This is a genomic window from Henriciella sp. (assembly GCF_029936995.1).
GTDB lineage: Bacteria > Pseudomonadota > Alphaproteobacteria > Caulobacterales > Hyphomonadaceae > Henriciella.
The window spans coordinates 25,372-39,086 of record NZ_JAPYRE010000001.1 but is presented as its reverse complement, the minus strand read 5'-3'; the positions used below and the strand labels follow the sequence as shown (position 1 = coordinate 39,086).

Annotated in this window: 12 protein-coding genes and 1 other RNA gene; 5 read left to right on the top strand and 8 right to left on the bottom strand. The window is 60.3% G+C overall.

What is annotated here, in order from left to right:
- Position 1: 1 nt before the first annotated feature.
- Positions 2-2,848, bottom strand: a complete 2,847-nt coding sequence (locus Q1K31_RS00215; protein WP_300375434.1) for a TonB-dependent receptor — start codon at positions 2,846-2,848, stop codon at positions 2-4.
- A gap of 264 nt (positions 2,849-3,112) precedes the next feature.
- On the opposite strand from Q1K31_RS00215, the gene Q1K31_RS00210 reads away from it, so the two are divergent.
- Positions 3,113-4,534, top strand: coding sequence for a protein adenylyltransferase SelO family protein (locus Q1K31_RS00210; RefSeq protein ID WP_300375432.1), 1,422 nt, complete (start codon positions 3,113-3,115; stop codon positions 4,532-4,534).
- Positions 4,535-4,654: 120 nt separating this feature from the next.
- Positions 4,655-6,340 (top strand): acyl-CoA dehydrogenase family protein, encoded by a 1,686-nt coding sequence (locus Q1K31_RS00205; protein ID WP_300375430.1) that lies wholly within the window; start codon positions 4,655-4,657, stop codon positions 6,338-6,340.
- Positions 6,341-6,408: 68 nt separating this feature from the next.
- Here the strand turns inward: Q1K31_RS00205 and Q1K31_RS00200 are convergent, their stop codons facing one another.
- Positions 6,409-7,314 (bottom strand): hypothetical protein, encoded by a 906-nt coding sequence (locus Q1K31_RS00200; protein WP_300375428.1) that lies wholly within the window; start codon positions 7,312-7,314, stop codon positions 6,409-6,411.
- A gap of 308 nt (positions 7,315-7,622) precedes the next feature.
- On the opposite strand from Q1K31_RS00200, the gene Q1K31_RS00195 reads away from it, so the two are divergent.
- Positions 7,623-7,973, top strand: coding sequence for a hypothetical protein (locus Q1K31_RS00195; protein ID WP_300375426.1), 351 nt, complete (start codon positions 7,623-7,625; stop codon positions 7,971-7,973).
- Between the two features lie 4 nt (positions 7,974-7,977).
- Here the strand turns inward: Q1K31_RS00195 and Q1K31_RS00190 are convergent, their stop codons facing one another.
- On the bottom strand, positions 7,978-8,463 hold the full coding sequence (locus tag Q1K31_RS00190; RefSeq protein ID WP_300375424.1) for a DUF2165 family protein: 486 nt from the start codon (positions 8,461-8,463) through the stop codon (positions 7,978-7,980).
- A gap of 120 nt (positions 8,464-8,583) precedes the next feature.
- Between Q1K31_RS00190 and Q1K31_RS00185 the strand changes: the two genes are divergently transcribed.
- Entirely contained in the window at positions 8,584-9,048 is a 465-nt protein-coding gene (locus tag Q1K31_RS00185) for a DUF2721 domain-containing protein (protein WP_300375422.1), read from the top strand.
- On the opposite strand, the gene rnpB is transcribed toward Q1K31_RS00185, so the two are convergent.
- Positions 9,045-9,416, bottom strand: an RNA gene (gene rnpB / locus Q1K31_RS00180) — RNase P RNA component class A. The two genes, Q1K31_RS00185 and rnpB, sit on opposite strands and share 4 nt — an antisense overlap.
- Before the next feature lie 114 nt (positions 9,417-9,530).
- Here rnpB and Q1K31_RS00175 point away from each other — a divergent pair.
- The gene (locus tag Q1K31_RS00175) at positions 9,531-10,448 is read left to right on the top strand and encodes a YhjD/YihY/BrkB family envelope integrity protein (RefSeq protein WP_300375420.1); all 918 of its coding nucleotides are present in this window, start codon (positions 9,531-9,533) and stop codon (positions 10,446-10,448) included.
- On the opposite strand, the gene Q1K31_RS00170 is transcribed toward Q1K31_RS00175, so the two are convergent.
- The 4 genes from Q1K31_RS00170 to metZ are packed head-to-tail and all read right to left on the bottom strand — an operon-like array spanning position 10,430 to position 13,695.
- Positions 10,430-11,119 (bottom strand): N-acetylmuramoyl-L-alanine amidase, encoded by a 690-nt coding sequence (locus tag Q1K31_RS00170; RefSeq protein WP_300375418.1) that lies wholly within the window; start codon positions 11,117-11,119, stop codon positions 10,430-10,432. The genes Q1K31_RS00175 and Q1K31_RS00170 overlap by 19 nt on opposite strands.
- The gene (locus Q1K31_RS00165) at positions 11,116-12,015 is read right to left on the bottom strand and encodes a DMT family transporter (protein ID WP_300375416.1); all 900 of its coding nucleotides are present in this window, start codon (positions 12,013-12,015) and stop codon (positions 11,116-11,118) included. The genes Q1K31_RS00170 and Q1K31_RS00165 overlap by 4 nt, the downstream gene beginning before the upstream one ends.
- A 52-nt stretch (positions 12,016-12,067) precedes the next feature.
- A complete protein-coding gene (gene apaG, locus Q1K31_RS00160; RefSeq protein WP_300375414.1) occupies positions 12,068-12,484 on the bottom strand; it encodes a Co2+/Mg2+ efflux protein ApaG in 417 nt (138 codons plus the stop codon).
- Positions 12,485-12,504: 20 nt separating this feature from the next.
- The gene (gene metZ, locus Q1K31_RS00155) at positions 12,505-13,695 is read right to left on the bottom strand and encodes an O-succinylhomoserine sulfhydrylase (protein ID WP_300375412.1); all 1,191 of its coding nucleotides are present in this window, start codon (positions 13,693-13,695) and stop codon (positions 12,505-12,507) included.
- Between the last annotated feature and the right edge of the window lie 20 nt (positions 13,696-13,715).

The following is a 13,715-nucleotide window of genomic DNA, read 5'->3' as shown; positions in this document are numbered from 1 at the left end:
TCTAGCGACCGCCACCAAATGTTTTCGAAACGCTGACCTTGAAAGTGCGGCCAAACGGATTGTGCGTGTACGGGTCGTAGCTCGTGTCAAACTGCACGAAGGGCGGCTGCTCGTCGGTCACGTTGACCACAGACAGCCCAAGATCGAGCCCCATCGGCTCCGACGACCAGCTATAGAAGAGGTCGAAAGTCGTCTGGCTGTCGATCTCGCTGTCGTCCCTGTTGTTGAGCGGCGTGATGTCACCACGCTCGTCTTCATAGGAATCGACATGCCGCATAACACCACGGATATTGTGGTTCCCGATGGCGTAGTTCGCCGTGAAGTTGGCTTTCCACTGCGGCAGCGAGCGGGAGAAGTTCGAGCGGTTGAACTGGCTCACCCTGTCACCGCCCGGAATGTTCGTCCCTTCGATCTCGAAGTCGCTCACATCATACTCGATGATATAGGTCGCTTCGCCACCGAGAGAGAACTCACCTGCGCCAACATCCCAGATCTGTTCGGCCCGAAGATCGACACCCGAGGTCTGGATGTCAGGACCGTTCACGACATTGGTTCGGATACGGGCGATTTCACTCCCTGAGTTATTGTCAAACCCGTCACCTGCCGTGTCGTTGAAGGTGATCCGGGACAGGATAGCTGCATCGGTATCCCCAGCCGCCAGCGCGGCCACAGCCGCGTTCACGATCGAGGCCTGGTCTTCAACAATGATCGGGTCCTTGAAGTCGAAATTGTAATAATCGATCGACGCCGTGAAGCCGTTATTGTTGTCGAACAAGGCACCCAGGTTGAAGCTGAACGCATCTTCCGGGTTGAGGTTCGGATTGCCGAACTGGTCAACCGCTTTAAAGGCTAATGTCGGTGCCACGAACTGCAGCGTCGTGACCTGCCCGGAGAGCTGGTTCAGCGTTGGCCCCTTGAACGAGGTCTGTGCCGAACCGCGAAGGGCAAAGCTGTCGGTCGCCTGCCACTTGACGGCAACCTTGGGGTCAAAGGTGGATCCGACATCCCCGCCATAATCCTCATACCGGGTCGCAACCTGGACATTCAGATCATCATACAGCGGAATCTGAAGCTCGCCGAAGAGAGCATAGATCGTCTGGTTCTCGTCAAATGCATTCGTCCCTGCAAGGAAGGAGAACGGTCCTGTACCACCCGGTCCCGGGTTCTGGGCCAGGTCGGTAACCTCGTTCGGGTCGACCTCATAACCTTCGCGGCGCACCTGAGCACCAAGCGCATAGCTGACAGCGCCGCCCTGGGCCTGCACGTTGCTTTGCCCGCTGATACCGGCATCGAAGACCATGATGTCGGACGTGACGACCGTACCAACACCATCTGTCATCCACTCAGCAAGTTCCGGAGAGTTCTCAAGGCCTGCTGTGTAGTTCGGGTTGGGTTCACCGGTAATGGCGCTTGCCTGAATGGCGTTTGAGAATGGGTTGTAATACTCACATCCACCCTGTCCCGGAACAGCTCCGGCCGGTACCGCGCCTGTGTTGGGATCGCCACAGACACCGAAGCCCTGAAGGGCAATCGTCAGGCCGTTGATATAGGTATCATTCGTGACACGCTCGCCTTCTGTTTGATGCCAGGTCAGCGCAGCATGCCAGTCAATGCCATTCGAGAACTGGCCCTTTACATCACCGGCAAGACGGTAGCTGTCATAAGTACGATAGCCTTCCTGCGCGCCGCCCGTGCCCGGGAAGCCGCCCCAGCCATACGTCCGGCCAATAAAGAGCGCGCCGATTCCGCCCGCGAGAGAACTGCCCGGATTGTCTGCGAGGTATTGCTGATAGCCCGGGTGGCTGGCAGGGACGAACTGGTTCGTCAGGGATTGCGGTGGATAGGACGGAGATGTCTTCCACTCCGGCACATCGGTGTGCGCGTAAAGGCCTTCGAGATGCAGGTCGATTCCATTGCCGAATGTCCGGTTGTATTCAGAGAAGATCTGGTAGCGCTCTTCTTCCTCAACCAGGTTATCGAATTGCGTGAACTGGAAACGGCAGTCGCCGATTGTGGGGTGAATAATGCCGCCGGCTGCGACACAGCCGCTGTCGACTTCAGCCCCGATCGGCGTGCCTGCCGGCCCGATGACGACATAACGGCCAGGATTGGACAGCGAGGAGAAGCCGCCAACTTCATTTTCGGTGATTGACGGAACGCCAAACTCAGTATCGAGAAGCCCCACCTCGCTACGGAACTGATAACCGGCGCTGGTCACCCAGTTCCAGTCACTGCCCTGCATGCCATAGGCAAGCGAGACATCGTACTCACCGTCTGAACCTTCAAACGTCTCGTACTGGCCCGAAATCTCGAACCCTTCGAGATCGTCACGCGTAATGAAGTTGACAACACCGGCGATAGCATCAGAGCCATAAACAGCCGCAGCACCGTCTTTCAGCACCTCGATACGGCCAATGGCAGCCGATGGCAGGGTGTTCGTATCGACGAAGAGCTGTGCCTGCTCGCCAATTGCATAAGGCGCGAAGGTCTGGCGCTTGCCGTTAAGCAGAACAAGCGTCCGGCCCGGGCCAAGACCCCGCAGGTTGATGTTGGATGTGCCTTCCAGCCCGTTTGAAGCGAATTGGTTGGTCTGGCCATCGACACCCGTCGAGACGCCAAGGTTACGGATCATTTCTGTAAGTGAGGGATCGCCCTCGAGCTTCAGGTCCCCTGCTGTCAGGACGTCGACGGGCAGTGCCGCATCTTCCGGCGTTCCGGCAATCGCCGAACCCGTCACCGTAACGGTTTCCTGGCGCAGGGTTTCATCATTGTCCTGCGCCTGTGCAGTACCTGCGGCAGACAGTGCAATAATCGACGCGCCCAGGGCGAGTCTTGCTCCGTATTTCATGTGTTTCCTCCCGAGATAATCTCTATTCGGCCAGTCTATTATTGCTGACTCCATGAGAGGCTGGCCTACTTCAGCAGTGAAGCAAACTGATTTTTGTGCTGCGCCGCATCAAAACTTCGGCTTGTTTCGCGTTGCGGTAACCCTGCTGCCTACCATTGATAGATTCACACCAGGTGGGCTCTGGTACCTGAACGCTAGGGAAGGGTTATTTTCCCCCATCCCCATTGAAGCCCGCGGAAAGACCTGCCACCTAATGGCCCTGACATGACAAATTCGCCCCCAATCCTCGAAATCTCGGATTTCTTCGCAGACGCAGCAGAGCCTGCAAATTTTCCAGAGGCTGTGTTGCGATTTCGCAACAACAGATGGGCGAGCCATGTCGGTCTTGACCATCTGGACACCGCTCAATGGGTCGAACACTTCGCCCGGTTCCATCCGCTTCCGGACAATATACCCCACCCATTGGCCATGCGGTATCACGGCCACCAGTTTGGCGTGTACAACCCTGAACTTGGCGACGGGCGCGGCTTTCTCTATGCGCAGCTGCGCGATGAGGATGGCCGCCTTCTGGACCTCGGCACCAAGGGGTCCGGCCAGACACGCTGGTCCCGCCAGGGCGACGGGCGCCTGACCCTGAAAGGCGGCGTGCGCGAAATCCTCGCCGCGCAATATCTCGAAGCTCATGGCGTAAAGACATCCAAGCCCTTCAGCCTGATCGAGACCGGTGAACAGCTAGTACGCGGCGACGAACCCTCGCCCACACGCTCTGCCGTACTCGTGCGCCTCTCGCACAGCCACCTGCGCTTCGGCACTTTCCAGCGCGTCGCGTATCATGAAGACCGTGAGAACCTCGCCCGGCTCGTGCGCCACTGCGCAGCGCATTACTATCCCGACGTCGAGGATGAAGACCTCACCGTCATGGCGCCTGCACTGCTTGAACGCATCACACGGGAAACCGCGCGCATGATCGCCGGCTGGATGACCGTCGGCTTTGTTCACGGCGTCATGAATACCGACAATTTCAACATTACCGGCGAGAGCTTCGACTATGGGCCGTGGCGCTTCCTGCCCTTTTCCGACCCGAATTTCACCGCCGCCTATTTCGACCAGCAGGGCCTTTACCGTTTCGGCCGCCAGCCAACACAGGGGCTCTGGGCGCTACAACAGCTCGCCGCCGCGCTGACGCCGATTGCCGATGCCGAACCGCTGACCGATGCGTTAAAAACATTCGAGGACGCCTATCAGCAGGCCTTTGCCCGCCACACACTTGCCCTGTTCGGCCTGAAGGATGGCGAAAGCCTGCACGAGGATCTTGTCTTCCTCCAGACACTCTATGGCTGGATGACGGAAACCGCCGCGAGCTGGCCGCAGGTCTTTTTCGACTGGTTTGGCGGCAGGCTAAGCGAGACCCGCGCCGCAAAGAGCCCGCTTGCTTCCCGCTATAAGGAAGACAAATTCGCCGCCGTGCGCGACGGCCTGTTTGCCCGCGAGCCGGATCGCTCCGAGCGGCTCGAAAATTCCTACTTCCAGCGCGAACGTCCCGCCTCCCTCTTCCATGATGAACTCGAAGCCCTCTGGGCCCCCATCGCAGAAAGTGATGACTGGTCGGCCTTCGAGACCAAGCTCGACGACATCGAATCCGCCCGCCGCGCGCTCGACCTTGGCGATTCAGCGGTCGGCGCATAATCTCCCGCTGCGACACATTTTATCGCTGCGCCGCAGCACGTTCTGTGTCAAACCGCGCCCGTCAATCTAGTTGAAGTGCGCAGGAGACGCATGGAAGCCAGGCGCACGGAGGGAAAAGATATGGATGCAACGCGCAGCGATACGCCAAACCCGGTGATGGACGGGCTTCTCGAGGCCATGCAGGAGGCTCTCACAAGCCTTGAAGCCTATGGTGAGGACGCGAAAGCCTCCATGAAGGCGCGCCTTGCCCCCGAGGGCAAACCTGACCGCAAACTGCTCGACGTCCATCAGCACGCCGCCCACGGCCTGTCCTGGGTCATCACATATATCGAGACGCTGCGCGAGACCACGCACTGGGCAGAGCGCCTGTCTGCCGAAGACAGGTTCGGTGAGGTCGAACAGCTTCTGTCCCAGATCCTCTTCTCCGAATACTGCGCCCAGCTGATCGGCGGCATCCCGATGAACCAGGGCGAGATCATCCGGCCTGCCGACATGGGCGTCACGAAAGACGGCATGCGCCGCCTGTTCGAGCCTGCCGTCCAGCGTTTCCTCGCCGAAGGCAAGACGACAGAGGTCATGACGGCCGCCGCCGCACATCTGCCCGATGCGCTTGGCCGCGCCACGGTGGAAGAGACCGGCCTTGACGAAACCCTCACCATGATCCGCGACCAGTTCCGCAAGTTCGCATCGAACCGTGTCGAGCCTTATGCCCATGAGTGGCACCTGAAGAACGACTATATCCCGATGGATGTCGTCAACGAGATGAGCGAGCTCGGCGTGTTCGGGCTCACCATACCGGAAGACTTTGGCGGGCTCGGCCTCGGCAAGACCAGCATGTGCGTCGTCTCCGAAGAATTGTCGCGCGGCTATATCGGCGTCGGCTCGCTTGGCACGCGCTCCGAGATTGCGGCCGAACTCATCCTGAATGGCGGCACAGACGAACAGAAACAGCACTGGCTGCCACTCATCGCGTCTGGCGAGATCCTGCCCACAGCCGTTTTCACCGAACCCAATACCGGCTCTGACCTCGGCTCCCTGCGCACGCGCGCGATAAAGGATGGCGAGACATACAGGATCACCGGCAACAAGACCTGGATCACCCACCCCGTCCGCGCCGACATGATGACGCTGCTTGCCCGCACCGACCCGGAAACAGACAACTTTTCCGGCCTCTCCATGTTCCTCGCGGAAAAGCCGCGCGGCACCGACGAAGCCCCCTTCCCCGCAGACGGCATGACTGGCGGCGAGATCGAGGTGCTCGGCTATCGCGGCATGAAGGAGTATGAGCTCGGCTTCGATGAATTCGAGGTGCCCGCGAAGAACCTGCTCGGCGAAACCGAAGGCCAGGGCTTCCGCCAGCTCATGGCGACCTTCGAATCCGCCCGCATCCAGACGGCGGCCCGCGCGGTCGGTGTGGCGCAGAATTCCTTCGAGGTCGCCCTGAAATACGCGCTCGACCGCAAGCAGTTCGGACGCGCCATCTTCGAGTTTCCGCGCGTCGCCAACAAGCTCGTCATGATGGCAGCCGAACTCGTCGGCGTGCGCCAGCTCACCTATTATTCCGCCCGCCAGAAGGATGAAGGCAAACGCTGCGACCTCGAGGCCGGCATGGCCAAGTTGCTGGCGGCCCGTGTCGCATGGGCAGCCGCTGACAATGGCCTCCAGATCCACGGCGGCAACGGCTTCGCGCTCGAATACCCCATCTCACGCCTGCTGGCCGACGCCCGCATCCTCAACATCTTCGAAGGCGCCGGGGAGGTGCAGGCGATGGTGATCGCAAGAAGGCTGGTGGAGCGGGGGAATTAGGTAAACCAGTACGCCATCCACTGATCGCACCATCAATGCGATACCTGCGTTGCCTGTTCCGCCTTGCCCTAACTTTCCGCGATCTCCATGATCTGCATGGCAAAATCGACATCACCGACACGCATGGCGTGATCGAAATGGGACTCACCTGAGGTCGGGTCCTTGTGCATGATGTCGACACCAGCGGCGTGCAGGTGTTTTAGCATGCTGACGGTCGGCTCATAATGCCGGTTACGGCTGGGATAAGGCATATAGTTGATGACGCCCCGCCCCTCGGCATCCGTAGTACTGACATCCGCGCCACGCTCCAGAAGGAAATCAATGAAAGCGGGATAGTCATTGTCGCCCCACCAGTTGGCAACTGCAAACATCAGCGGCGTCGCGCCCTCGCCATAGTCACCCCAGCGCTTGATTGTCGGCGCATTGATGTCGGCCCCGCCTTCCAGCATGTTCTGCATGATCGCCATGAGGCGCAGCACACGTTCATTGTCGGCCTTGTAGGGCTGCTGGTTGGCGCAATAGTGAAGCGGCGCCAAGCCGTTCTCGTCGGTGAAATTGAGCTCCCAGCCTTCCTGTGCCGCATATTGCGAGGTCAGCAGCGCACCCTGGCGGCCCCAGCAGAGGTAGCTGGCCGGGCGCGTCCCGTTGCGCACTTGGGCGTCGAGGTCGAAATGCGGGGCGATGCCTTGGAGGACTTTCAGCGTCGGGCCGCAATAACCGTCACGCGGGCCGTCGCAATCGGGCCCGGGGAAGAGGTAGTATGGCAGGCTCTTGCCGGTCGAGAGATTTGCCGGATCGACCAGCCCCTGCTGCACATAGAAATTCGCCTTCTCGAACTCTTCATCATCGAGCAGGTTGACGTACTGGCTCTCCTGCTGGGTCAGGCGCTCCGACTGGGCAACGGCAACCGGGACCATTGCGGCGGATGCAAACAGTGCCATCGCACCGCACGCTTTCAGTGATCGTGAACTCATCAGCTCTCCCTCTTCTATAAGTCATTGATATCACCGAATTTCACAATGGGTAGCCCTTTATCAGACCGGCCGGGCACGCTCTCATGGCCTTTGCCTGGAGGACGAGGCATGCACAAACGCATGCGACTCGCCCCGTCGCACTTCAGATGCTACCGCCTCTCCGCTCATCCCCGCGCAGGCGGGGGTCTTGGGCAATTGAAGTGCGGAACATGCCGCACAGGATTCCCGCCTGCACGGGAATGAGCGGGTTTCAAACGGACCCATAAACCCCTATGTCCCCGCCTCAGACGACAAAGCTGGAAAGCCCCATGGACGACGCCGACTGGAATTTCACCGAGCAGCAGGCCGAGACGGTCTATACCTGCGAGCAGCTGCGCGACACCAAGGGGGTCAAGCCGCATACGCCGGTCATGCTCGACCTGTTCTTCATCCCCATCGAGGGCGAAGAGGCGCGCCGTGAGGCCTTCGAGAAAGCGCTGACGAGCTTCGGCTATGAGCTTGGCGAGGCCGACAGCGATGCCCCGGAGCAGGTCGCCGTCAGTGCCGGGGAAATTCCCTTCACCCCGCAGGACATCTGGCTGCATGAGGAGCGCACAACCAAGATGGCGCTCGCACGCGGCTACAAGCCCGATGGCTGGGGTTTTGCCGAACCGGTCTGAAGCGTCAGGCGTCGGTCTGGTTGACGAAGATCGCGATCAGCGCCCCGAGCGCCGCATACTGGAACGCCCCGTTTGCCGCGGCTCCGCCGAGCGTGGTCTGCCACATCTGGAAGTAAGCCTCGCCGATGACCTTGAACAGGCCGAACCAGACAAACAGCGTCATCGCGCAGGCCATCAGGCCGAAGGCTTTCGATGCCTGGAAGGCTTGCGCGTCCTGCTTGCGCGCGCCCCACATGTCCCAGACGCCCTTGCCTGCAAGGACCGGGATCGTCAGTTCGAGGGCGATGATGATGACCAGGGCGACAAGCTGAAGGCCGGGCGAGGTGATGGCCGGGCCGAACGCCTCCGGATAGGCCTGATGGTCAGGCATTGGCAGGACGCCGGCGACGAACCCCTTCGCGGCGGCCCAGTTTGCGATGTTGTTGAGCGCATAGAACAGCCCCTGCAGGCCGATGAGCGCGATCAGGATAATCTTGGCAATACGGATCATGTCATGTCCCCCCTGCTCCAAATCTAGCCCAAGCACGCAAATTCACAAAACGAGGGCTCACTCCCCACGTGCAGCCTTGACTCCTCCTTCTCAGAGTCCGATCCCGAAAAGATGAGCGGAATGGCCGACGATATAGCCCACATCATCCAGCTGGCGGTCGCGCCGGTTTTTCTGATTGCCGGGATCGGTCATCTGCTCGTTGTGCTGACCAACCGGCTCGGCCGCATCACCGACCGGACACGCGCGCTGGAGATCGAGCTTGCTGTCGAGCAGCCAACGCAGACCCATCCGCGCTGGTCACGCGAACTGATCCTGCTGGACCGCCGCATGCGGTGGATCAACCGCGCGATCACGCTCTCGACGCTCGCCATGCTGATGATCTGTCTCGTCATCGTGACGCTGTTTACCGGTCAGCTTCTGTCCTTCGACCTGTCCATGATCATCGCGATCCTGTTCATCCTGACCATGGCCGCCCTGGTCGCGGCTGTCGGCAATTTCCTTTGGGAGATCCATGTTGCCGCGGAGATGCTGCGCCTGCGCACCGATCTCATCAACCGGTTGAAGTACAAGCCGGGAAATTTCTGACCAGACGGCCTGTAAGCCGGGTTCTGTTCCCCCGCAAAGCGGGTTCGGCAACCATTCCTCTGGGAGCCCTGTCGCCAGGACCCTCACGCGACGCACCCGGGGCACGGGCTGGAAACGGCCCATATGTGCCCCCTATTCGGTCTTGCTCCGGGCGGGGTTTACCATGCCAGGGACGTTACCGCCCCCGCGGTGGGCTCTTACCCCACCCTTTCACCCTTACCAGCCGCAAGCGGCTGGCGGTCTGCTCTCTGTGGCACTTTCCCTCGGCTCGCGCCGGGCGGACATTATCCGCCGCCCTGTTTCCATGGAGCCCGGACTTTCCTCCAGCATGGCGTTACCACCATGCCAGCGGCTGCCCGGCCGTCTGGTCAGCTGTCGAACATATATCAGGCGGGATGATGTTTCCAGATACCTTCCCCGCTGGCCATCAGGGCCAAGCTGCGCCATCCTGAAGATGGATCCGCTGGCGGACGGGAACACAGATGGAAGCCTGGCTTGAAAAGCTCCCCTTGCCAAAACCCGTTATCATATGGGTGCTGCTGCCGCTCTGGCACGCGATCGTTCGGCTGTCCAAGCCGGAGGTGCGCATCGTTTCCGGCGGGATCAGCTTCTATGCCCTGTTCTCGATTTTCCCGCTCATCTACCTGACACTTACCCTGCTCTTCTCGCTCCTGCCGCATGACCTCTCGGTGAGCCTGTCGAACACGATTGACCAGGTGCTGGTCTCAGCCGTCGCTCCCCTGAAGGAGGCAGACCTCACCGCGATCCGGGACGCAACCCCACAGGGCCTGACCATACGGGCCGCACTTGCCATCCTGATCGTGCTCTATACGGCAAGTTCCGGCGCCAAGGCCGCGATTACAGGTATCCGCATGGTGGCTGGCAGCGAGAAACGCTTCAACATCATCCGCTTCCAGGGCGTCTCGCTGTTAATGACGACCGCGCTGATCATGCTCGTCTGGCTGCTGGGCGCATTGCAGCTACTGATGTCCTTCGTGACCGAACGCGAAGGCTTCATCGCCTTCGAGCTGGCCGAGCGCATTTCGACACTAGCCTCGCACCTCTGGCTCGGGAAGTTCCTGGCCTGTTTTGCGATCTTCTACCTGATTATCTCCCTGTCGCTTTATGGCCGCATCAATTCCGGACGGGCCATGACGGCGGGGGCAGCGGCAGGCGCGCTGTCGTGGAGTGTCGCGACCTGGGCCTATCACCTCTACCTGAAGGTCTCGGTGCTCGACACGTTCTACGGGGCGCTGGCTTCGGTCATTCTCGGCTTTATCTGGCTGCTCGTCTCGGTCTCCTCGCTCCTGTTGGGCGCGGCGCTCTCCGTGGAATGGTCAAGCCGGATTGCCGGCATCAAGGCGCAGGTCGCAAGCCGCGATCAGGAAGCAGCGGAGTAGAGCTGCGCTACCGCCAACGCCACGGCACGGGTATCGGCATCATCGAAACCATCGACACGCTCTGGCCGCCAGCGTCTCTGGAAGGCAGCGATCGCGGCGGGAAGGTCACGCGTGTCATACCCGATGGTCTTCAGGGCAGGCTCAGTTGCCCCCTCAAGGTCTTTCAAGGGCCCCGGCCAGAGACCGATCCCGCGGCTGGTCAGGTCTTTCCAGGGAAAGTGCTCACCGGGGTCTTTCTTGCGGGCCGGCGCGATATCGCTATGGCCGACAATGCGCGTTTGCGGAATATCCCAGCGGTCGACGATAGCTTTGCAGAGCTCTGTCACCGCTTCGATCTGAGCCGGTGGATAGGCAGGCAGATTGCCATCGGCATCCAACCAGTCATGCCCGCCATTCACGATCTCGATCCCGATCGAGCGTGAATTCAGGTCATCGTCGCCCTGCCAGGTCGCCACGCCTGCATGCCAGGCGCGCTTGTCTTCACCGACCAGCTGGACAGTTTTTCCCGTCTCCCAGACCATGTAATGGGCCGAGACACCGCCATCTTCGCTGCGCATCTTCTCAAGCGCCGCATCGCCGCTTTCCATGCCGGTATAGTGCAGCACCAGCATGTCGACCGGGTGCTTGCGGTCATTGAAATTCGGGCTTGGCGTTTGCGCAACCTGTATCATCTCGGCGCTGAAATCCTTTCCGATATGGAAGCTTCCGGCAAGGACTTGTTCCCCCGGACGGCGATCACGAACACGCCTCCAAGAGAAATGGCTGCCCCGACAATAAGTTTCAGGGTCAGCGGCTCGTTCAGCAGGACTATGGACAGGATGACCCCCCAGATCGGCGTCATCAGCGTCAGCGGCGAGAGGAGCGAGATGTCGTATTTCTTGATCAGCGTGTAGAAGGCCCCGTGGCCGAAAACGCTGACACCAAGCACTGCGAACGCGGTTGCCAGCCAGACCAGCCAGCCCCCGCTCGCATAGGAAACAACCTGGTTCTGCTCGACCAGGAATGACAGCAGGATGAGAGGTGAGAAACTGAACAGGCCCAGCCAGCCCTGCAACTGAAGCGCGCTGATCGGCGCCATGCGCTTCATCAAAATGCCGCCAACTGCACCGATAAAGGCCGACGCGATGACATAAAGCAGGCCGTAGCTGACTGAAAAACTGTCAGGATCGAAAGCGATCAGGACTACCCCTGCAAAGGCAAGCATGATGCCCAGCCCGCGCCGCCAGCCGACCGTCTCTCCGAGAAACGCCATGCTCATCAGCGTCGAGAAAGGCACGCCAAGCTGGCCTGTTACCGAGACTGCGCTCGCCTCGGCATTGGCAAGCCCCATGAACAACAGGGCGAAATGCACCCCGCCCATGCACATGGAGATCATGAACAGCATCCCCATCTGCTTCGGCAGCGGGAAGAGAAACGGGATCAACACAAGGGCGATGCCCGCAAAGCGCACCCCCGCGAAGAATATCGGCGGCACGCCAGCATCCGCGACGACCCAGCGTGTCACGACAAGGTTCAGCCCCCAGACAAAACAGACGGCGAATAGCAGCAAGAAATCCCGGAATCCCATGCCCGGTCTCTAGCAGCTTCCTGACGCCTGCGTCATGCGAAATCTGGCAAAGTCAGCTCGGACGCGTCTGCTCGTAAGGGCTATCGAGCGAGAACGTCGGGATACTCGTTCTCAGCTTCTCGCCGCTATCATTCACCATGGTGTAGTGCCCGCCCATGATTCCGGAAGGGGCCGCCAGCGGCGCTCCGGAGGAGTATTCAAATGATTCTCCTGGTGCCAGGCGCGGCTGCTTGCCGACGACACCCTCCCCATCGACAGTCTGGCGCCGGCCATGACTGTCGAAGATGTCCCAGTGGCGCATCATCAGCGTCCAGGTCTGTGAAGAACCGTTCTCGATCTCAACAGTATAATGCCAGACATACTGACCGGACCCGGCATGCGACTCATCATGCACGAAGCGCGGTGTGACACGCACGATAATCCCGTCCGTATCCGCCTCGTAGAGAGTATCAGATGATTGTGCGGCCATTGCGGCTGCCTCCGGCAAGATTACATCGCGTCGAGAGCGCCAAGGATATCAGCTTCGATATCCTCCACATCCTCCAGCCCGACTGAAATGCGGATCCAGCTTTCATCAAGCCCCATGGAGGCCCGCTCTTCCTCGTTCAAGGCCCTGTGCGTTGTTGATGCGGGATGGCAGGCAAGTGATTTTGTATCACCCAGATTATTCGAGATATCGAGAAGGTTCAAAGCGTTCAGCATACGGAATGCTTCCGCACGCGCACCCTTGACCGAAAAAGCCACAAGCGTTCCGCCTGCGGACATTTGTTTCTTGTGAACCTCGTATTGCGGGTGGTCGCTGCGCCCCGGATATCGCACGGCGTTTATCTTTGGGTGGGCCGCAATGGAATCGGCAATCCGGGCGGCATTGCTGCAAGCCTGCTTCACCCTGAGGTCCAGCGTTTCCAGGCCTTTCAGGACAACCCAGGCATTGAATGGCGAAGGTGCTGGCCCGGTGTGGCGTATCCACGGGTCAATATGCTCTTCCATCCAGTCGGACGGCCCGCAGATCGCCCCGGCCAGCACGCGGCCCTGCCCATCCATGTGCTTGGTCGCGGAATAGACCGAAATGTCCGCCCCAAGGTCGAGCGGCCTCTGCAGGACCGGACTGGCAAAGACGTTATCGACAACAAGCTTGGCCCCGGCCGCATGCGCGAGCTTTGCCACGGCCTCGATATCGACAGCTTCAAGCAGCGGGTTGGAAGGTGACTCGATCAGTACGAGATCCGCCGGGCGGGAGAGCGCCTTCTTCCAGGCATCGAGATCTGCCCCCTGCACGAACTCCGTCTCGACCCCATAGCGCGGCAGGATGGTCTGGCAGATGACACGGCACGAGCCGAAAAGCGCGCTTGCCGCCACCACGCGCGCGCCCTGCCCAAGCGGCGCGATCATGGTCGTGGAAATCGCGCCCATACCCGAAGCCGTTACACGACACGTCTCGGAACCTTCCAGCATGGCCAGGCGGTTTTCCAGCATCCGCACGGTCGGGTTGGCATAGCGTGAATAGACATAGCCCTCTTCTTCACCGGCCATGCGCCGGGCGGCCTGCTCGGCGCTGTCATAGGCATAGCCGGACGTCAGGAAGATCGCTTCCGACGTCTCGCCGAACTGTGAGCGCATGGTGCCGCCGCGCACGAGCTTCGTTGCAGGCTTCCAGTCATTTCCATCGCGCTTTGCCATGGGCAAAAATCCTTCCAATC